Source organism: Caecibacter sp. AF58-12pH5A (genome assembly GCF_027681725.1).
GTDB lineage: Bacteria > Bacillota > Negativicutes > Veillonellales > Megasphaeraceae > Megasphaera > Megasphaera hominis.
The window spans coordinates 92247-114597 of the sequence record NZ_JAQDBC010000006.1; the positions used below are offsets into that span (position 1 = coordinate 92247).

General features: G+C 45.4%; 12 protein-coding genes, 1 tRNA gene and 1 CRISPR repeat array. Of the genes, 12 read left to right on the forward strand and 1 reads right to left on the reverse strand.

From position 1 onward, the window contains the following. The first annotated feature begins 47 nt into the window (after nucleotides 1-47). Entirely contained in the window at nucleotides 48-1058 is a 1011-nt protein-coding gene (locus PGX44_RS04890) for an SMP-30/gluconolactonase/LRE family protein (protein ID WP_498854456.1), read from the forward strand. An 89-nt stretch (nucleotides 1059-1147) separates the two neighbouring features. After that, nucleotides 1148-1223, forward strand: a tRNA-Lys gene (locus PGX44_RS04895). A gap of 361 nt (nucleotides 1224-1584) precedes the next feature. Here PGX44_RS04895 and PGX44_RS04900 read toward each other — a convergent pair. Then, nucleotides 1585-1788, reverse strand: a complete 204-nt coding sequence (locus tag PGX44_RS04900) for a hypothetical protein (RefSeq protein ID WP_498854457.1) — start codon at nucleotides 1786-1788, stop codon at nucleotides 1585-1587. 2796 nt (nucleotides 1789-4584) lie between these two features. After that, nucleotides 4585-4994: a CRISPR direct-repeat array (repeat unit 35 nt; unit sequence GTTTCCGTCCCCTTACGGGGCTGATGTTTAGAAAC). Nucleotides 4995-6821: 1827 nt separating this feature from the next. Between PGX44_RS04900 and PGX44_RS04905 the strand changes: the two genes are divergently transcribed. The 10 genes from PGX44_RS04905 (at nucleotide 6822) to PGX44_RS04950 (ending at nucleotide 21999) form a co-directional block, all read left to right on the forward strand. Next, nucleotides 6822-8576 carry a DEAD/DEAH box helicase gene (locus PGX44_RS04905; RefSeq protein ID WP_498854458.1) on the forward strand — a complete coding sequence of 585 codons (1755 nt, stop codon included), beginning with the start codon at nucleotides 6822-6824 and terminating at the stop codon, nucleotides 8574-8576. After that, on the forward strand, nucleotides 8548-10350 hold the full coding sequence (locus PGX44_RS04910) for a protein NO VEIN domain-containing protein (RefSeq protein ID WP_498854459.1): 1803 nt from the start codon (nucleotides 8548-8550) through the stop codon (nucleotides 10348-10350). Before PGX44_RS04905 ends, PGX44_RS04910 begins: the two co-directional genes overlap by 29 nt. 10 nt (nucleotides 10351-10360) lie before the next feature. Beyond that, nucleotides 10361-11716, forward strand: a complete 1356-nt coding sequence (locus tag PGX44_RS04915; protein WP_498854460.1) for a DUF1156 domain-containing protein — start codon at nucleotides 10361-10363, stop codon at nucleotides 11714-11716. Between the two features lie 330 nt (nucleotides 11717-12046). Continuing rightward, nucleotides 12047-13129 (forward strand): DUF8807 domain-containing protein, encoded by a 1083-nt coding sequence (locus PGX44_RS04920; protein WP_498854461.1) that lies wholly within the window; start codon nucleotides 12047-12049, stop codon nucleotides 13127-13129. Nucleotides 13130-13150: 21 nt separating this feature from the next. Then, the gene (locus PGX44_RS04925; RefSeq protein ID WP_498854462.1) at nucleotides 13151-15013 is read left to right on the forward strand and encodes a DUF1156 domain-containing protein; all 1863 of its coding nucleotides are present in this window, start codon (nucleotides 13151-13153) and stop codon (nucleotides 15011-15013) included. 96 nt (nucleotides 15014-15109) lie between these two features. Beyond that, nucleotides 15110-15346, forward strand: coding sequence for a hypothetical protein (locus PGX44_RS04930; protein ID WP_498854463.1), 237 nt, complete (start codon nucleotides 15110-15112; stop codon nucleotides 15344-15346). A 13-nt stretch (nucleotides 15347-15359) separates the two neighbouring features. Further along, nucleotides 15360-18761: a DUF499 family protein gene (locus PGX44_RS04935; RefSeq protein WP_498854464.1), complete on the forward strand. Its 3402-nt coding sequence runs from the start codon at nucleotides 15360-15362 to the stop codon at nucleotides 18759-18761. Between the two features lie 372 nt (nucleotides 18762-19133). Then, nucleotides 19134-20288: an SAP domain-containing protein gene (locus PGX44_RS04940; protein WP_498854465.1), complete on the forward strand. Its 1155-nt coding sequence runs from the start codon at nucleotides 19134-19136 to the stop codon at nucleotides 20286-20288. A gap of 48 nt (nucleotides 20289-20336) precedes the next feature. After that, complete coding sequence (locus tag PGX44_RS04945) at nucleotides 20337-21482, forward strand: AlbA family DNA-binding domain-containing protein (RefSeq protein WP_498854466.1); 1146 nt, start codon at nucleotides 20337-20339, stop codon at nucleotides 21480-21482. A 4-nt stretch (nucleotides 21483-21486) separates the two neighbouring features. Next, nucleotides 21487-21999: a hypothetical protein gene (locus tag PGX44_RS04950; RefSeq protein ID WP_498854467.1), complete on the forward strand. Its 513-nt coding sequence runs from the start codon at nucleotides 21487-21489 to the stop codon at nucleotides 21997-21999. The last annotated feature ends 352 nt before the right edge of the window (nucleotides 22000-22351 follow it).

Here is a 22351-nt window from a genome sequence, read left to right on the forward strand (position 1 = left end):
GAGACACAAAGTCAGCCCCGGACAGGGCCTTTTTTGGAGTGATACGAATGAAAAAAATCCTAACCACGACACTGGCCCTGGCACTCCTTACCGCAGCGGCAGCCTGCACGCCCGCCACCGCGGCAACGGTAACCCGGACGGCCATGTCGCCGTACCAGTGGACAGGCGTCACGATCAGCCAAAAAGGCCGCACCTTTGTCAATTTCCCCACCTGGAACGACCATCCGGACTATGGGGTAGGAGAAGTCATAGACGGCATCAGCCGCCCCTATCCGGGCGTACAGGCGAATAAGCAGTTCATCTGTGTCCAAAGCGTCGTCACCGACGACCAGGATCACCTGTGGATCCTCGACGCAGCCAAACTGCGCGGCAAAGACGTCGACCCAGGCGGCGCCAAGCTCTACCGCGTCGACCTCGGGAGCAACGAAATCGACAAGGTCTATACCCTGAAAGCACCGGCTATCCTGCCCAACAGCTACCTCAACGACGTACGCATCGACACACAGCGAAAATTCGCCTATATGACTGATTCCAGCGCCGGCGGCATCCTCGTCCTGAATCTGTCCACAGGCAAAGCCTGGCGCGCTCTCACGGGCATACAGGAAGTCGCTGCCGAACCACAGACACCATACCAGAAAGCCCGCCACATCAAACCAGCCGCCAGCGACGGCATCGAACTCAGCAAAGACGGCAACACCCTCTACTTCACCAGCCTCGGCGGCCGCCACCTCTACGCCATCCCGACAGCCACTCTGCGCGCCCCGGACCAGACCGTAAAGGAACGGCAAAAAGCCATCGAAACCCTCAGCACCAGCCTGCCCGGCGCCGACGGCCTCTGCCTGCAAGGCCACACCCTCTACATGGCAAACCTCCCGGAAAACAGCCTCTACGCCTTCGACCTGGAAACCAAGCAAGGGAGAACCATCGACACACCACCCGTCCGCTGGGCCGACACCCTCGCAGCCGCCCCGGACGGCACCCTCTACTTCACGACCTCCCAGCTCAACTACGATAAAAAAGCCCGCATACCCTATGGACTTTACAAACTAGCAGAATAATGTAAAAAAAATTCAAAAAAAGACTTGCAATTTATGACTAAGTGGTGTAACATACTTTATGTGCTCAGCACTAAGGCACATAAAGCCATGGACCATTAGCTCAGCTGGTAGAGCACCTGACTCTTAATCAGGGTGTCCAGGGTTCGATCCCCTGATGGTCCACCATACGGTAATTATCAGAACACCCCAGTATTACAAGCCTCTGTAATACTGGGGTGTTTTGCGTTAGTAAAGAACCGGACTTCTACCAACCCGTAGAAGTCTTTTTTTTGCACAAACCAAACAGCACACCTGGCCAAATACCCACAGCCCCGTGCAAACAGGTAGTATCACGATTACCCTTTTGAATAATTGCAAATAAAGTATACCACTTTTGTATATTTACCTTTACAATAACAATTCTCCTTTGTATAATAAATATGTAAGGGATATACAATAAATTAAAGTAATAGATGAACACGCTACGAAACTGCCCACCCTTACGCAGCACAGCAGCTGAAAAAACAGGCCGGCCCCCAGACCAGCCTTAGAAAAAAGTAAATAAGGAGTGATAGCCGTGAAAAAAATCGTCATCAATGATAATTGTATGGCCTGTGGCGTCTGCCTCAGCCTGGACAAATACGTAATGGAAGAAAACGCCGCCGGTGACGTCCGGCCCATACCAGGCGTCTACGTAGAAGACCAAGACCTCCCAGCCCTGGAAGAAGTCATACGGCTCTGTCCAGTACAAGCGATGTCACTCATCGAAAAAGAAACAGAAAAAAAAAAACAGCACAACAGCAACACCACAAAAAGAGTAGGAACAAAAACCTGCTCTTTTTTATCGCTTTCCCAGAGGGGAAAGTGGCCGCGAAGCGGTCAATAGAGGGATTACATAAATATAATTTTTGTTGGTACCCTCTATCCCGGCTTCGCCGTACTTTTTCCCAGCAGGGAGAAAGCCACCACTTCACAAATCTAAAAGATATATATTTATACATAAATATAAATATAACTAGAAAATATATGAAGAGATGGCTTTCCCATGTGGGGAGGGTGGTCCGTAGGACCGGGAGAGGAGAAACCGGTAGCAATAACGTTGATGTTCTCACTAGTTGTCCGCGGCCGGAAGAGGCGTATCGTGCCCGTGTGCACGATACGGACTAACTACTACTAGATTGAAGCAATTCAATCTAGTAGCCAACTAGTAGTCATACTGTTAATCCGATAAAGAGACGCGAAAACGCGGGGGAGAGAGGCCCAAGAAAAAAATATCAAGATTTGTATATCCCCCCACACAGCAAACAAGAACCAGCCGCTCTACTGCCAGCTAAACCGGATCAGCTATATTTTAAAATACACGAAACGATGGCTTTCCCAGAGGGGAAAGTACCGGTAGCGGTGCCTTCTCTGGGGAGAAGGTGGCCGCAATGCGGCTGGAAGAGGCGAAATTAGTAGTAATGACGTGGATTCCATACAGCTTAAAGGCCGGGGATAGAGGGATTACATAAATTTTTAGCAAACCACCACTTCCCAGCCCAAACTGCCAGCAAAACCGGATCAAATCAAAACGAAAACCGGGTCAATTTCACGTGCAAAATACCAAATAGACCGCAACACAATACAACACCAGAAGAAAACCCAAAAAGCCCTCAAACTCAACAAGAGTTTGAGGGCTTTTTGGCTATACAAATAAAAAAATCCATCCAATCACGGAACTGATGCTCATAAACGACAATAATCCCAGCCTCAAATGGTGCATGGCCAACGTGGCGTTTCCGTCCCCTTACGGGGCTGATGTTTAGAAACATTGAGTCATTCGAAATGCAGTGGCCGAAGCAACGCTGTATTGTTTCCGTCCCCTTACGGGGCTGATGTTTAGAAACTTAAAATGACGACAACGAACATTTGGACAGATTCGTATGAGTTTCCGTCCCCTCGCGGGGATAAATTGTAGAAACCATTGCACAAATTCTTGATAGAGATAAAACGAACTCTACTTCCGTGTTTCCGTCCCCTCGCGGGGATAAATTGTAGAAACCCTGTCCCTGCCAACCCGCATTCCCATGCGGCTGAAACGACAAAAATCGGCGCTGATTGAAAAATCTGTCATGACAGGACTTTATTTTTTTAAGAAAATGCCCGTCAAGCCAGCCATCATGCGGGCCGGCGCAGATTTGGCTCTATCTGTACTTAGTATAACGGAAAGCTAGAGAATCTTCAAGTCATTTACATTACCTATTATATAAAGCCTGGGATTAGGACCAGCGGTGTTTTCCATTGGCTTGAAAGATGCTGCCGGTTTAGGTGGGTCAGTTTTACCCGAAAAAGTGGGTCAATTCAGAACGTAAAAAATCCGTTTTTCATAAAAATTAACACAGAATTTTAGGCCAGTAAGTGGCCTGGTTTTACTTGACATTCAGCATCAAACACCGACAAAAGCCCCGAACCGGACGATCAATCCAGCTCGGGGCTTTCATTTCCGTCCCCTTACGGGGCGCGATACCCCTGTGCGGGTATCGCGGTTCATGCGGCCGCAAAAAGGACGCATGAAGGGGGACTCAGTTTAGAAACAACTCGTAACCAGCGTAAGCACGCAGACCTATGACAACCTGTTTCCGTCCCCTTACGGGGATTCAGTTTAGAAACATCACGCAGCACGAAGAGACCGTTGAAGCGGCTAACCTGCTTGTTTCCGTCCCCTTACGGGGATTCAGTTTAGAAACTTCACATTATGTGAAGGCTTTTATCAGGGATAAAAAGCTTGGGTTTCCGTCCCCTTACGGGGATTCAGTTTAGAAACCCCTGTACCTGCCAATCCGCATTCCCATGCGGCCTAAACAACCAAAATCGGCGCTGATTGAAAAATCTGTCATGACAGGACTTTATCTTTTAAAGAAAACCCCCGTCAAGCTAGTCACCAAGCGGGCCGGCGCAGATTTGGCTCTATCTGTACTTAGTATAACGGAAAGCTAGGAGATCCGCAAGACATTTATATTACCTATTATATATGGCCTGGGGTTTGGACTGGCAATATTTTCATTGGCCCGGACAATGCTGCCGGTTTAGGTGGGTCAGTTTTACTCGAAAAAGCGGGTCAATTCAGAACGTAAAAAATCCGTTTTTCATAAAAATTGACACTGAATATTAGGCCAGCAAGTGGCCTGGTTTTACGTGACAATCAACAACAAACGTCGACAAAAGCCCCGAACCGGACGATCAATCCAGCTCGGGGCTTTCATTTCCGTCCCCTTACGGGGCTGATGTTTAGAAACGGCCAAAGATTCGTACAAAGCGTTTATCGCTGGCAGGCTAACTGTTTCCGTCCCCTTACGGGGATAAGATTTAGAAACAATACATCTAATGATGAAGACCATATCTGGGCCATCATGTTTCCGTCCCCTTACGGGGCGCAATACCCCTGTGCGCAGAATTGTGCACACAGACACAATTCTCAGTTCATGCGGCCGCAAAAAGGACGCATGAAGGGGGACTCAGTTTAGAAACTCGGTTAGCAGTAGCAGAAGTGATGCACGATATTTATCGTGTTTCCGTCCCCTTACGGGGCTGATGTTTAGAAACTTCGTACGAATTGTCCAGCAACCCGTACTATGGTGGTTACCTGTTTCCGTCCCCTTACGGGGCTGATGTTTAGAAACGCCGCTCCCAAATATGGCTTCAAAGAAAAATCAGATGCTGTTTCCGTCCCCTTACGGGGCTGATGTTTAGAAACCGGACATGATCCGGCTGGCAGTAGCAGAGGTAATGACCGCTGTTTCCGTCCCCTTACGGGGCTGATGTTTAGAAACAAGGCTCTTAACCGTTTCATTGCGGCTGCAGAAAAGATTCCGTTTCCGTCCCCTTACGGGGCTGATGTTTAGAAACGAACCCTGATGATTTTCCCCCTGGTAAATTTGAATAAGTTTCCGTCCCCTTACGGGGCTGATGTTTAGAAACCCTGTCTCCCAGAACCCGCATTCCCATGCGGCTGAAACGACCAAAATCGGCGCTGATTGAAATATCTGTCATGACAGGACTTTATATTTTAAAGAAAACCCCTGCCAAGCCAGTCACCAAGCGGGCCGGCGCAGATTTAGCTTCTTCTGAAGCTTCTGTATTTAGTATAACGGAAAGATGGAGAATCTTCAAGTTATATATAGCCAGGGATTGGGACCAGCGATGTTTTCATTGGCCCGGACAATGCTGCCGGGTTAGGTGGGTCAGTTTTGCTTGAAAAATGGGTCAATTCAGAACGTAAAAAATCTGTTTTTCATTAAATTAACACTGAATTTTAGGCCAGCAGGTAGCCTGGTTTTAGCAACTTATAGCTTAGATGACTGAAAAGCAAACGCGGGGCGAATTATACGTTGGCTATGTCATATTAGTATAGCTTAAGCATTCACATTCTTATTTACACTATGTTATAATAAAGGAAACAAATGTATGTAATACAATTCGTATGTACGAGAATGAGTAAGGAGGCGTAATCAATCAAAATCGATGTAAACAGATTCCCGGCAATGTGAAGTGCAATCAAATATAAAATGCACAGACCCACTACGTTGCCTCTGAAACAAGGTTTTTAGCATGGCAAGCCTCAAGGATGAGAACAAAAATAAGTTCGGTAAGAACCGGTTCGCGCCACATAGGCTGCGAGCTGAGCAAATATGTGTATTCTTTTTGAGGCCGTCACATCCTTTGCGGATGTGTGGATTGAAATAATTGATGATGAAAATCCATGGTTGTCTGTTTTTGTCACAACCTTCGTGGATGTGTGGATTGAAATGGCAAATTGCATCAAATCTTCGCGGGCAATGCCTGGTCACATCCTTCATGGATGTGTGGATTGAAATCGTTGTACCTTTAATTTGAAGAGCGGCAAGTACGATGTCACATCCTTCACGGATGTGTGGATTGAAATTCCAACGGCATCGACCTGGGCCGCCTGAATTGGGGCGTCACATCCTTCATGGATGTGTGGATTGAAATATAGTAGTAGTCGTCCGCGAGGTTGAGCTGGTTAGTCACATCCTTCACGGATGTGTAGATTGAAATCGGCAAATGCAGTTCCTCTTCGACGGCTGCCAAGGTCACATCCTTCGTGGATGTGTGGATTGAAATAAGGTCAATACGTACTATCACACAGACTGGCTGCCGTCACATCCTTCACGGATGTGTGGATTGGAACAAACAAATAGCCAACAAGTTCCGGCGTATCACTGTTTGGCTGAGGTGGGTCAAATCAGGTCGTAAAAATGGATCAGTTTTGCTCGAAAATTTCATATCACCGGTGACAAATACCCGAACCTGACGATCATGTCTGGTTCGGGTATTCTAATCTGTCCTATTATGGTTCGTGCGGCTACGTGAAGGGAAAACATGCCAGCCTGTATATCCTTGCGTCTAAAATAACTAAAATCTCAGTACACAGGAAATCTTGGACAGGTGGTTATTTCTTAAAGAAAGTACCTGTAAAGTCAGCTGCCATGCTGAGCAGTGTAGTGATGCTGATCTGGGTGGAGTTAGTTTTATTTGTGAATTAAACACAGACTTAGCAAGAATATGTGATGCAGAATAGAATAAAATCCCAAATTTGAATATTTGCATAAAATGGAGTAATATATAATAGTATGTATAAAATATAAAGAATCGGATTTTATGTCATAAAACAGATACAATAAACATAATTATGCAATAAAATTAATTGAATTACGGATTAATAAAACGCGTGGCTTTCCTGCACACACGCAGGCAGCCGAAACGTGAGCGTAAGGGGGAGAGCGTGTGGCAAAGCTGGAGGAATTAAAGCCGGGAACAATGGTCAAAGGCATCATAGGTGACGAGCCGCTAAGCATTATTGCCGTGCAATGGTATGGGAATAGTGCTGTTGAAGTTACCTATAAAGATGAAAACAATCGTCCTGGCAATCAGCTCCTATATAGGGAAGATGAACTTCATATTCAAATCATGAGCAAGACCCTACCCTGGAGATTTGACGCCGACGGAGAAGAGATGAAGCTCGTTTCTGAAGCGTACCGCATCAGCCTGGCGCACTTATTCGACCCCTATCTGGCAGTACACACCTCTTCCGTTGAACCCTTGCCACACCAGATTTCCGCAGTCTACCAGGAAATGCTGCCAAAAGTACCACTGCGCTATCTCCTCGCTGATGATCCAGGCGCTGGTAAAACTATCATGACGGGCCTCTTCATCAAGGAACTTATAATCCGTGGCGACCTGAAACGGTGCCTCATCGTATCCCCAGGTAGTCTGGTGGAACAATGGCAGGACGAACTTCGGACGAAATTCCATATCCACTTCGATATCCTGACGAAGGATCGTATAGAAAACGCATCCAGCGGCAATGTATTTACTGAACTAGGCCTTTGCATTGCCAGGTTAGACATGTTAGCCCGGAATGAAGAACTGCAAGAAATGCTCAAAGTGACAGAATGGGACCTTATCGTCTGCGACGAAGCCCATAAAATGTCGGCTACTGTCGTCGGCAGCGAGGCAAAATACACAAAGCGCTTTAAGTTAGGACGCATCCTTTCCGGTATTACCCGTAATTTTCTGCTCCTTACAGCTACACCCCACAACGGTAAAGACAAAGACTTCCAGCTCTTCTTATCATTGCTAGATGAAGACCGATTTGGCGGTATCCATGGCAATCACGGCAGAACCCCCGATATCAGCGATATCATGCGCCGTCTCGTCAAAGAAGAACTTCTCAAGTTTGACGGAAAGCCCCTTTTCCCGGAACGCATTGCCTATACTGTAGATTATACCATGTCACCGGAAGAAAAAGACCTGTACACGAATGTAACGATGTACGTACAGAACGAATTCAACCGGGCTGACAAATTGGAAAAAGGCCGCAAAACAGCTGTCGGCTTTGCCTTGACGATTTTGCAACGCCGCTTGGCATCCTCACCGGAAGCCATTTATCAATCTCTGAAACGCCGCCGCGAACGCTTAGAAAATCGACTTCTCGAAATGCGGCAACACAAACAGACGCAGGAAAAAGCGTATGTGTGGGATGACTTTGATGAAGATGACCTGACACCGGAAGAACAGGAAAAGTATGAAAATGAGGTCGTCGATCTCGCCTCTGCCGCCGCAACCATAGCTGAACTCCAGGCGGAAATCGAAACCCTGCAGCAATTGGAACAACAAGCCAAAGACGTCCGCACAAAAGGCTTAGACAGGAAATGGGAAGAACTCTCGCGGCTCATTCAAGATGAAAAGGCGATGTATGAACCTGATGGTCAGCGTGCCAAGCTCATCATCTTCACGGAACACAGAGATACGCTCCAGTATCTGGCCCAGCGTATTCGTTCTCTCTTGGGTAATGCCGATGCCGTTGTCACCATTCAAGGCGGCATGTCCCGTGATGACCGCCACCGTATAGAAGAACGCTTTAAACAAGACCCGACAGCGCAAATCCTCGTCGCTACGGATGCAGCCGGTGAAGGGATCAACCTGCAACGGGCCCACTTGATGATCAACTATGATTTGCCATGGAATCCGAATCGCTGATTTGCCATGGAATCCGAATCGCTTGGAACAGCGTTTTGGCCGTATCCACCGTATCGGCCAGACTGAAGTATGCCACCTCTGGAATCTCGTAGCCAACGAAACACGGGAAGGCGATGTCTTCAAGCGCCTGTTCCAAAAGCTCGAAGAAGAACGCCAAGCCCTGGGCGGCAAAGTCTTTGACATCCTGGGCAAAGTGACCTTTGAAGATCGCTCCTTACGGGATCTGCTCATCGAAGCGATTCGCTATGGTAACCGCCCTGATGTGCGCAATCAGCTGAACCAGGTCGTCGATCACGCCATGAACCGCGAGGCTTTCCAGCGACTTATCGATGAACGGGCATTGACGAATGACATCATGAACGTCAATATCGTTAATAAAATACGGGAAGACATGGAACGCATCGAAGCTCATAAGCTTCAGCCTCATTTCATCGAAGCCTTTTTCCTGGAAGCCTTTAAAAAATCAGATGGAGTCCTTCGTAAGAGGGAACCGGGACGTTATGAAATCATTTCTGTCCCACCGAAAATCCGTAACCAAAATTTGTATGGCAGCTATGGTGAAACCATCGTCAAACGCTACGAACGCGTTTGCTTTGATAAAGCCTATTGTCAGCCTCCAGGCCAGGTACCGGCTGTCTTACTCTGTCCCGGTCATCCCTTGCTAGAAGCAGTCATTTCACTCATACGGGAACACTATGCGCATATTTTGAAACGCGGTGCTACACTCATTGATGAAACCGATTACAGCAAGGAAGCCCGTTTGCTCTTTTATATAGAAGATGCCATCCAAGATGGCGCGACCTTGAAAGACGGGAGCCGGCATATCTTATCCAAGCACATCCACTTTGTGGAAATCCGTAAAAATGGCTCAGCACTTTCGGCAGGCTATGCCCCGTATTTGGATTACCGTCCTTTGCAGGAAAGTGAAAAGAACAGCGTCATGACCTGGCTATCCCAACAAGACTGGCTGTCACAAAACATAGAAAATCTGGCCAAGAATTATGCCATTCAATATCTCATACCACAACATCTGAAAGACGTAAAAACCCGGAAAGAAGCCTATTTGGACAAGCTGGAAAATGCCGTCAACGGTCGTATGAAAGCAGAAATCCAATATTGGGATGGCAAAACCGCTGAACTGAAACAAAAGGAAAAAGAAGGCAAGAAAAATGCCAGAATCAATTCCGTCACAGCGGAACAACGGGCAGAATATCTGGCAGGCCGCAAGGACAAGCGTCTGGCTGAAATCAAGAACGAACGCAGCATCTCATCTATGCCACCCAATATTACCGGTGGTGCCTTGATAATCCCCATGGGTCTTCTCATGGAACTCCAAGGGAACAATCTCCCCGATGTACCTAGTCCAATGGATAAACGGCGCATAGAACTTGCGGCCATGCGTGCCGTCATGACTATTGAAACGGATGCCGGCTACTTGCCACGCGATGTCAGTGCAGAAAAATGCGGCTACGACATCGAATCCCGTGTGCCGGAAAGTAAACGCAGTGCCGCCACGACCAGTACCTTGCGCTTCATCGAAGTAAAAGGACGCCATAAAGGGGCTACCACCGTTACTGTCAGCAAAAATGAAATACTGACAGCTCTCAATAAGCCCGACGAATTCATCTTGGCCTTAGTAGAAGTAGATGGTCGAAAGACACATACCGTCTATTTGCAATGTCCCTTCACCAATGCTCCGGACTTTACGGCGACGAGTGTCAATTTTGATATAAACGAACTGATAGAAAAAGCAAAATGCATCTACGAGAAATGAGGAACCTGAAATGTCTGTAAAGAAGCTGATTGAGGTAGCGTTACCTCTGGAACAAATTAATAAGGAATCGGCCAGAGAGAAGTCTATCCGCCACGGACATCCATCTACATTACATCTATGGTGGGCTCGTCGTCCGTTAGCAGCAGCTAGAGCTGTCATTTGGGCCTCCTTAGTAGATGATCCCTCGTCACATCCAGAAGAGTTTCCGACAGAAGTAGAACAAAATAAGGAGCGTCAACGACTTTTTTCTATTCTTGAGAATCTAATTGTATGGGAAAACTCTAATAATGAAGCAGTATTAAATGCAGCAAAAGCAGAAATACTGAAAAGCACTGGTGGGAATCCTCCGCCTCTCTTGGATCCATTTGCCGGTGGTGGCGCAATTCCATTAGAAGCGCAACGCCTCGGCCTAGAAGCCCATGCTCATGATTTGAATCCTGTCGCTGTCATGATTAATAAGGCCATGATTGAAATCCCGCCCCGTTTTTCCGGGATGCCACCTGTTAATCCGGAAGCAAGTTCTACCCTTACAAACGACGATTGGCCACGTGCCCGTGGCCTAGCAGAAGATGTACGTTACTACGGCGAATGGTTGAAAGAAAAAGCCTACGAACAGATTGGCTATTTGTATCCAAAGGTTAAAGTACCTGTAGAACAAGGTGGTGGGGAAGCCACCGTTATTGCTTGGCTTTGGGTTAGAACTGTAAAATGCTCAAATCCCGCCTGTGGATGTACAATTCCCTTGGCAAGTTCGTTTATTCTCTCAAAAAAGAAAGGAAAAGAAGTATGGGTTTCACATCATTGGGATGGCAATGTACTTCAATTTAAAATACACCATGGAAAATGTCCTGATGACGCTCAAACGTTAAAACAAGGAAGAGGGGCTAATTTTAAATGTCCATCATGTGGAGAAATCGCTACAGATCATTATATAAAGGATCAGGGACAAAAAAAGCTTTTAGGGCAGCAACTTATGGCTATCGTTTGCGAAAGTAAAAGAGGCAGGATTTATATTGCTCCAAATGAAGAACATGAATTATCTGCAAATGTTCCGAAGCCGGTTGATGTTCCTAGTGGGGAATTGCCTCGGAATCCTAGATGGTTTAGTCCGCCTGCTTATGGGATGGCTACATATGATGAATTATTTACAAACCGACAACTAACGTTTTTGACTACATTTGGTTGTTTGATAAAAGAAACACAAAAGATTGTAACAGCTAATGCTCAAAAATTCGGATTGAGCTGTGATAATACACCTTTATCTAAAGGGGGGAATGGTGCAAAAGCATATGGTGAAGCGATAGGTGTATATTTAGCTTTTGTTTTAGATAAAATGGCTGATTATCATTCATCAATTTGTTCATAGCATGCCCCTGCGCAAGCAATTAGAAACACTTTTGGCAGGCAGGCCATCCCAATGACTTGGGATTATGCGGAAGCCAATCCATTTTCACATTCGTCAGGTTGTTTTGATAACATGTTGAAGTGGGTATATGAATCTATACAAGAATTTCCTAAAGGAGAGGTCGGTACTGTTAATCAATTTGATGCGCAAAGTGACTGCGGTCTTCGGAATATCATGGTTTCTACGGATCCTCCTTATTATGATAATATCGGCTATGCGGATCTTTCAGATTATTTATATATATGGATGCGACGTAGTCTGCGCCATACATATCCAAAACTCTTTAGTACGATGTTAGTGCCAAAGGCAGAAGAACTAATTGCTACACCATATCGTCATGATGGGAATAAGGCAGAAGCGAAGGAGTTCTTTGAAGACGGCATGCTCCAGGCTTGTCAGCAAATGTATAAGTATGCCCGTATAGACATTCCTGTGACGATTTATTATGCCTATAAACAAAGCGATACAGACGCAAATACGAATACGACCGCTTCTTCTGGTTGGGAAACTATGCTCAGTGCTATTGTAAAAGCCGGCTTTGCCATTACCGGTACGTGGCCTATGCGTACAGAAATGGCTAATCGTACGGTCGCATCAGGGACTAATGCGTTGGCCAGTTCCATTGTCTTAGTATGTCGTAAGCGTCCTGCTGATGCTCATCAAATAACGAGACGTAATTTAATCAGCGTGTTACGCAAAGAATTGCGGCCGGCATTGAAAAAGCTACAATCCAGTAATATTGCCCCTGTTGACTTGGCTCAGTCGGCCATTGGTCCAGGGATGGGCGTATACAGCCGTTACCGTAAGGTACTAGAAGCCGATGGCACGGAAATGACTGTTCGCAGTGCTTTACAGATTATCAATGAAGAATTGGACTTGTACTTCAATGAACAGGTCGGTGACCTGGATAGAGCCAGCCGTTTTTGTGTCGATTTGTACACGCAATATGCCTATGGCAACGTCAAATATGGCGAAGCAGAAGTGTTGGCCACAGCCAAAAGTACGTCTATTCCCATGCTAGCGGATAATGGTGTCGTCTATGCTAAGTCAGGGATTGTACACCTTATCAAGCGAGAAGATTTACCGCAAATGATAGGGAATAAAGAACGAAGCGTGTGGTTTTTGACACAGTATTTAACGCGGGCCATGAGTAACGGTGGCGTCGAAGAATGTGCCAACATCGTAAAAACCATGTTTAGCTCTCATGTAGAACGAGCCAAGGATTTGGCCTACCGCTTGTATACTATTGCCGAACAAAAAGGCTGGACCGAAGAGGCCTACGCCTATAACGCTCTTGTCGTTTCTTGGCCGGAAATCCAGTCGCGCGCGGCGGCCTTGTATCAAGAAATACCGAAACAAATGGATCTTTTTTAAATAGAGAGGAGGAAAAAGGCCGTGAAAAAAATCATTGAAGAATCCTTTCCATGGCAGGACCTGCATGGCCTTTTTCAGCCCGAACGAGCTGGCAAAGGCCGGCCTGCAGACATCCATGTCTGGTGGAATCGTAGTCCCATCGCTTCCAGTATGGCGTACCTCTATGCACTCCTTACTGATGCCCCTCAGACTGATGCGGTAAGAGAAGAAACGTCAGGCCTTCTGTGTGGTTTAGCTACTCAAGATGCGACGGCTGTGACACAGGCAGGGCAGTCTTTGGCAGAAAAAGACATACCCTTGCTCGTAGATAGCTTCTCCGGCTTTGGCGGCTTGGCCTTAGCGGCCGAAAAGCTAGGACTAACAATGGCAGCGGGAGATCTCAATGCTGTTGCTACCGTATTGACGCAGGCAGTCGCTGATTTCCCGGCTCGTTTCGCCACTTGTAGTCCCGTCCATCTCGGTTGGGATATGGAAGAAAAAGGTCCTCGCTCTATAGCGGCAGACCTTGTCTATTATGGTGCCTGGCTCAAAGAAAAAGCAGCAGAACAATTAGCGGCTTTTTATCCCCACATCTACGATCAGGTGCCATCAGCCTGGGTTTGGGTACGCACTGTCCCTTGCCCGAATCCAGCCTGCCGTTGTGAAATGCCATTGGCAAATACCTTTGTCCTTAGTGAAATATCCGGAAAAGAATATTGGGCTGAACCGGTACAAGACCAGGGGCAGCTCCATTTTCATGTCCATGCTGGCAGATGTCCACAAGAAAAACGGAGCAATAAAGTCAGCCCCATAGGTGCTAAGTTCCGTTGCCCCGTTTGTGGAGAAATCACGACGCCAGACTATGTCAGAGAAATGGGCCGTCAGGGAAGTATGTCCCTACGTATGATGGCCGTCATGACCCATGGTACTGATGGGAAATATTTTTATGAACCTGATGCAATCCAAGAATTGGGAGCTGACGTGATGCGGCCGCGTGTACCAGAACTTCGGTTAGCGGACAATAGCCGTTGGTTCAGTACTCTTGCCTATGGCATGACTACCTACAATAGTTTATATACGGCACGTCAATTAACAATGCTTACCATCTTTAGTCAGCTCATTAAGGATGTGACCAAAGAAGCTACCCGCGATGCGCAAAGAGCAGGCATCGCAATGGGGGAACCTTTGCAAGATGGTGGCCAAGGTGCCTTGGCCTATGGACAAATGATAGGTGTCTATTTGTCTTTAGCAATCAGCAAGATGAGCAATTACAATTCCAGTCTCTGTGGCTGGGATCATCGTCAGGGGATTGGTGCTGTGTCCATTATGCAGCACGCCTTACCTATGATTTGGACCTTTGTAGAAGGAAATCCATTTACGAAAGCGACGGGAAATTTTTCTACTATTATAACGAATATGACTGCAGCTGTGGCTAATTTACCAGCTCAAGGCCATATCAGTGTATCCCAAGGCGACGCTGTAAGCAGAACATATCCGCAAGATATCATCTTATTCACGGAACTACCTTTTTATGACAATGTAGGCTATGCCGATATTTCTGATTATTTCTATTTTTGGTTGCGGCAATGCTTGCAAGACACTGTACCGGACTGGTTTCAGGCAGAATGTACGGAAAAGGATGAACTGTCTTCTGTAGCGGCTCATTATGGTGGCGATGCGAGTAAAGCAAGACAAGCGTATCTAGGAAAAATGCAGACTTTCTTCGATGCGTTAGCGCCTGTAGTTACGAAAGCGTACCCGTCTCTTGTCTTTTTTGCCTTTAGCGACGACGATGCTAAAATCTGTAGAAGCGAAACAACCGGTACGACGACGGGGCATCTGATACCGCTCCTGCACTGTATGGTGCAGGCCGGTTTTGGCATTACGGCTCTTTGGCCGGCGTAGGCAGATAGACCAGAAAAACATTCCACTACAACGCGCGTAGCGATTGCACTGCGCCCAAAAGCGGAAACAGCCAGTACGATTACAAAACGAAAATTCTTGTCTATTCTATCACAAGAATTACCCGGACACCTGAAAGCTTGGCAAAATCTTGACCTGACAAAACGAGAAGACGTGATTATTGCTTTGGGACAGGGATTACCAATCTTTACCCGGTATGGAAAAATATTAAATGCAGATGGTTCTGTATTAGTCTTAAATGACGCAGTGCCGCTAATTATGCAGGAAGTGGAAAAATTTCTCTCTTTTTCCAAAGATATAAAGGAAAATCTATGAGGAGGCGCAGGCTATGGCAGAGATGATCAATTATGAGTACATACGAAGGGGGTTCAAGATATTACATCCCTTGATGGCCAATTATATTGGCAGAGAACTTCTTCGCGTTTATCAAACAAATTGGTGGAACGAAGTATTAGAGGCATTAGGTGAAAAAGGGCAGGACCTTCCTGTATCGGGAGATAATATGACCTTGATTCGTTCCCTCGACCTGGCAAATTGCCTGCGTCTCATTGATCGTCGCTGGCATGATGTCTTTGCAACCAAATTATCGATAGACTACAGAACGTGGGCTAAGGAGTTGATGGGCGTCCGCAATACAGTAGCGCATATAGGACAAACCGATGTCGACCAAGAATATGCCGAGCGTGCACTCGACACGATGGCACTTCTGTGCCAGGCCTTTGATGCTGATGATGCTGAAGGTACGGAGCAAATCCGCACATTTTACCGGATTCTCCGCTATGGTTCAGCAGACGGCTCCATGGCAAGCAGCACGACGCTTTCGACAGGTACACCAAGCAAAAATAGACAAAGTGCTGGCGTATTAGAGAAGAACATCATTGCTGATGGCCAATCCCTGCCTAGCTGGCGGGACGTTATGCAGCCTCACCCGGATGTAGCCCAAGGCCGCTATCAGACCGCTGAATTTGCCGCTGACCTGGCGCAGGTTTCCCGCGGTGAAGGTGCCGTTGAATACCGTGACCCTGTCGAATTCTTCAATCGTACGTATATTACAGAGGGCATGTCCGGTCTACTCGTCAAATCCTTACAGCGGATTGCAGGACTAGGTGGCGAACCGGTTATTCAGTTGAAGACCGCCTTTGGTGGTGGTAAGACCCATAGCATGCTGGCGCTATATCACATGGTAAAAGGCGGCGTTACAGTAGATCGTATTCCCAGCTTAAAGCCTATTTTGGAACGGGCCGGCTTGAGTGAGTTTCCGAGAGCTAATGTAGCTGTTCTCGTCGGTACGGCCATGAATCCAAGCAAAAAGAAGAATCCGACTAATTTGCCTGGTTACACAGTGAATACGATTTGGGGAGAAATGGCCTACCAGCTAGTTACAGCTAAAGGGGATCCTAGTCTATATAAGATTATTCGCGAATCTGATCTCAAGGGAATTTCACCAGGGTCGGAAACATTAAAAAACCTCTTCGATGCTTGTGGACCTTGCGTTATACTAATGGATGAGTTGGTTGCTTACGCAAGAAAAATTAATAAAAGTGATGATAATCGTGGAGTCTTGTATGATAATTTTATTACCTTCATCCAGGAAATCACTGAAGCAGCTCGGGCCAGTAAAAACAGCATCGTTGTCGCATCTATCCCTGAATCAAATATCGAAATTGGCGGAGAAGCGGGCCAACTGGCCTTGGAAGCTATTGAACACACCTTTGGACGTATGGAGTCCATCTGGAAACCAGTCGCTGCTGATGAAGGGTTTGAAGTCGTACGTCGCCGTTTGTTCCTCGATTGCCGTAACGAAGCACAGCGTGAGCAAGTTTGCCGTGCCTTCAGCCGTATGTATCAGGATAATGCAGCCGATTTCCCTATGGAAACCAAAGAATTTCCGTATCTGCAACGGATGATTTCCTGTTACCCTATTCATCCGGAAGTCTTCGACCGCTTGTATGACGACTGGGCTACACTCGAACGCTTTCAGCGTACTCGTGGCGTGTTGCGCCTCATGGCAGCGGTTATTCACGAATTGTGGATGGCCAATGACTCTAGTGCCATGATTATGCCTGGATCCATTCCCTTAGATATGCCTGACGTGCGTGACGAACTGGTCCGTCATTTGCCGGATAATTGGAATAGTATTATCGACCATGAAGTGGATGGTAAAAATTCCGTGCCCTATCAAACTGATCAAGTACGTCCCCGCTATGGTAAAATCTTAGCAGCTCGTCGTGTTGCCCGGACCATCATGCTGGGTAGTGCCCCTACCAGCCGGGATCAGGCCGTCCGTGGCTTGGAAATGGCACAGATCCATTTAGGTACCATTCAACCGGGTGAAAGTATTGCTGATTTTAACGATGCCCTCAATACATTGCGGGACAAGCTCTCGTACTTATACAGCAATTCCAATGGCAATCGCTTCTGGTTCGATACACGTCCTACCTTGCGTAAAACAGCCTCAGACCGGGCCTTGCAACTAGACGACGATGAAGTTTATGCAGAAATCGAAAAACGTCTACGTAAACTACGTAAGGAAGCCCCCTTTAGTGGTGTCCATATTTGTCCTTCTTCTACTATGGATGTGCCTGATGAACAAACAGCACGTCTTATCATCTTGAAGCCGACACAGTACTATGACCCGGCCTTACAAGGAATCGAAGCAAGTTCGGCAGAAGAGATGGCTCAAGAAATATTAGCGTACCGTGGCACAGCACCGCGTGTCTACAAGAATATGCTCGCCTTCGTAGCCGCAGATAAACGCCAGCTCGAAGGCCTCTGCAAGGATGTACGACAATTTCTTGCCTGGACCTCTATTGATGCGGATACAGAAGATTTAAACCTCGATGCCAATCAAACCAAGGAAACGAGAAATAACCTGAAACGTAGTGAAGCTATGGTAGATATGCATGTGAAGGAAACCTATCGTTGGCTACTCGTTCCTTATATCGATCAAGTCGAAAGCCTGCGGGACATGAAATGGGAAAATGAAAACCTAGGCGGTGGCACTGAAAATATTGTCACCAAAGTGGCGAATAGGATGAAGCAGAACGAGTACATTATCGATAAATGGGCTCCGGCACTGTTACAGATGGTATTGGATGAAATCCTCTGGAAAGACCGCGATGACATTCCCGTAAAAGAACTGTGGGAAGACCTGAGCCGCTACTGCTACCTGCCGCGCCTGGCAAATTTCTCTGTTCTCGAAGCCGCTATCTGTGCTGGAGCAAACTCGGAAGAATTCTTCGCCATAGCCGCAAGCAAAAAAGAAGATTATTATGTAGGCCTGCAATTCAACCAGTCTATATATAACGTGAATACGTCGGATATCCTCGTAAAGCCTGCCATAGCAAAGGCACAAATCGAAAAGGAACAACCGGTAGAACCCAAACCAGTACCGCCAGCTCCACCCGTAAAGCCAACCCCACCATCAGGTGGTGAAGTCGTACCTAGTGGCGGAGGAAACATCGTACCGCCGGTTAAACCGACACCGCCTACATCACAACCACATCATTTCTATATGAACGCTGATCTGGATGATACACGTATCATTAAAGACGTAAACAAATATGTTGAAGAAATCATCCAGCCACTGCAAGACCTTGCAGGCGTAAAGATTGAGCTCAAATTAATTGTAGAAGTAAATGCACCCGATGGCATCCCATCCGATACTATGCGGACTGTAGGAGAAAACTGCTCAACACTTAAAATCAAGGATTTTGAATTCAATGACTAGAGAAGTAGCTTGAGAGTACGATTGAGGCAGCTTTTGACAGCTCTTTAATGAAACAAAAACACAATAGAATCATTGTCGCACTCCCTACCGAAGTGCGTGGATTGAAATAAAGACTCCGGCATGGTCGAGTATAGTACCGATGTACTGCCGCACCTGAGCAAGAAGGACAGGCTCATCGTCATGTAATATGATGATGGTCCTGTCCTTTTTCATAGTGGCGGCATCTCCCCGTCTTCCGAATTTGACGACAATTTGATACAATATTAGTATATTGCATGAATCGTCTCGAATCCTGTCTTAGTGTAATGCCATGAACGGAGTAAATCTCATTATTGCAGACTCAGTAGTTAAAGTTTTACGGGAGTGATACTCTTGGGAATTTTTAAATCCTTTATCAACTTATTTAAGAAAAATAAGTCTTATGAAGTGCCATGGTCAATTCAATCGGGTGAGCCCCGAAAACAAAGTGTTTCTAAGGCATCCTATGTTGATGCAAGTTCCATAGCACCAGATGAACGTAAATATTATCAACCAGACGATTATTATACCTATCAATCCTACCCGGGAACAGCGATGGGTGAAGATGTCGTAACGTTTGAGAAACGAAAAGAAACCTGTTATCCATCGGAACGCGGATTGTACGTTGGAGAAATATTACTTTTGGATTATTGCAAACGAGGCAAGTATCCCAATCCTAAAGACGGGTATCCAGGTTTCTGGTGGTTTCAATATGGTATCCGCGATGTGGGAAAAATGTTGAAATCCCTGGAAGCTAGAGGCTTTATTCAGCTTGCAACACCACGGGAATCCATAAATAGCTTGAAAGTTCCTGAATTAAAAGCCTTATTGCGGGAATATAAAGCCCCTGTGAGTGGCCGAAAAAATGTATTGGTAGAACGGGTAAAAGCTATTGTTCCAGATGAAGCGTTGGCTCATGCAAAGGTTGATTGCAAGTATCAGTTGACTACATTAGGTGAAAAAGAGTTGGCTGACAATGCATATGTGCCTTATATGCATAAGGTTCCATATAAAACGAATGAATTAGGGCCCGAGGATACTTGGTTTAATGTCTGGAGAATTAATAAAGAACTCGGGATAGGCGATAAATCTAACTGGAAAAAGATTGTTGACAAGATTGAAAAACAAGTGCTGCAACAAAACACAGACAAGTATGATGAATTTATGGAAAATCTGAAAGCGCATGACAGGTCCGGGTATGAAGAAATTAAAGCTCAGGATGATCAAATTGCAGCTGTAAACGCTGCTGAAGATGCGTACAAACGAAATGAGGATTTAGACGCACTTATCGATTTCTGGGAACAGCTATGGTCAAATGGCGGATTAAAGTTTCAAGGCGCATACTGGCTTTTCCGTCTGCCTGACTTATATATAAAAATAGGCAGATACGAAGATGCCTTGCGTCTATGCAAACGAATTAAGAAAGCCTATCCAAACTATGGGTATAAAGCTGATGATTATTTTGAAAAAATAGAGAAGAAGATGAACAAATCTGCGGATAAAAAATAGCCGCGCTGATGCGGAATTTCTAGTCGTATATTTTTATAGGGAGAGTCCATGGAATTAAAAAAATTACCAATTGAAGAGGTTGTAGACTATTGTTTGCGGCAGAGAAAGGAAAGTGACCGTTGGGATTTTAAACAAAAATGGCATAATAGAATAGAGGATCTGATAAAGGACATTATATGTTTTTGTAATACAGTTCATCAGGATAGATGTTATTTAATATTTGGAGTTTCTGATGATTTCAAACTTGTTGGATTAAAGGATTCAGAGAGAACAGAAATAACACGCATTAACAGTGCATTTTCTGGCATGCCCTTCGCAGGAAATATTAAGCCGGATGTATCTATTGAGACTATATCGTACCATGGAGTTAAATTGGATATATTAATTATTGAAAACGTTAAATCTACACCTATTTACCTAAACAAACCATATGGAGAAATGATTCAAGGATGTATTTATGCACGTGTAGATGATCGGAATACTCCTAACAGAGGAAATGCGGAGCAATACGTCATAGATAATCTTTGGCGTAAGCGATTTGGTTTAACAATGCCAACCATCAATCATATTTTAAGAATCTTAAAGAATCGTTCTGATTGGAAAGAGAATAATTTAGGTTTTTATAACATATACGAGCCACGATATACGATACAATTATCTGGTGCTGATGATACAGAAAATGATACAGCTGAATTTTATTGCTTCACACAAGAGAACCCGGATTTCATATGGGGGACAGTTGAAATTAAAGAAAATGAAACACTGATTAAAAGCCATCAAACCGTGATATTAGACGGTGGAAGGTTGTTTATTCCTGTTCCAGAACAAGCTTCCATTCTAAGCTTCCGTTTGGACCAAAAGAAATATGAGTATAGATATTACTTAAAAGATGATGATAATGAAGTGTATCAACTTTTGATGTTTATGTATGATACTTCTGATTCAGAACAAGTAGAGGCTTTTAAAGAATTAATCAAAGTTGTGTTAATCTATCGATCACAGGAAGAAAAGAAGGCTTTCCAAGCGTATGTCCTAAAAAGACTTGATGAGCTTGATGAAAGAATCAACTCTTGCGTGGAATATAGATCTAATGATTTTTATCCTCCAAAGAAAACGGAACAATACCTGTACCAATTGCATACCGGCTACGTCTTAAATCAATTATTGGAAGAATATCGTAGGACGGTGAAGTGATTTAATGGATATACTTAGCGAAATTAATATCGGTAGTATCTTGGGATCCGCTGTTAGTATTGCAATAGGTTTTGGCTTATCCGTTTTGAAAGATTATTTCGATAATAGAACAAAAATCTATCTTAGCTTCGTTCATGCTCAAAGTTATGAAGAAGGTATTGATGGGATTAAGCATAATCCTTCTGGATATGTTGTTGAGTTCTATAATTATGGACGTAACCCGATTATGATTGAGAATATAACGTTGGATTTTGCTGGACACAGATCAGTAATTGATAGTCCTTTTATACAACCTATGACTATAGCACCATGTAAGATGCAAGAGTGGGAATTATCAAATCAAGATTTTGATAATATTCGCTATTGGCACTCTCAATGTAAAAAAAAGATGAATCTTGAAGAGTTAACAAAAATAAAGGTCACGATACGTCTCCTAAGTAAGAAAAAGCTTTCCCAAGATTTAGATATTTCAATGATCGAACTGATGTCATACGATCCTACCAAGTCGATTAGGTAATCAAAATCGTGATTCAGAATCTCAATAGAAGTAAAGATTCATAAGTCTCTGACTCGATTAGTGCCTGATGCGGGACAGGCTATTGCTAGATAGTCGCCGAAGCACCTCCTTTCCCAGGCCTACGGCCGTACGTCTCCCTTCGGTGGCACCCTATCTCCGCGCAGCCTGATGCGGGCCGTGCCTGGCTTTCCGATGCTTTACGACGTTTCGCCACTATCCCGGCTTCCAGCCGGACCTTGGCATAATCCACTGTACGTGTCTTTACGTTTCGCCTCTATCGACCGCATTCGCGGCCACTAGTACCATAAACTTGTAGTGAATAGGTCGCTCCTATCCGCTGCACTTATAGTTT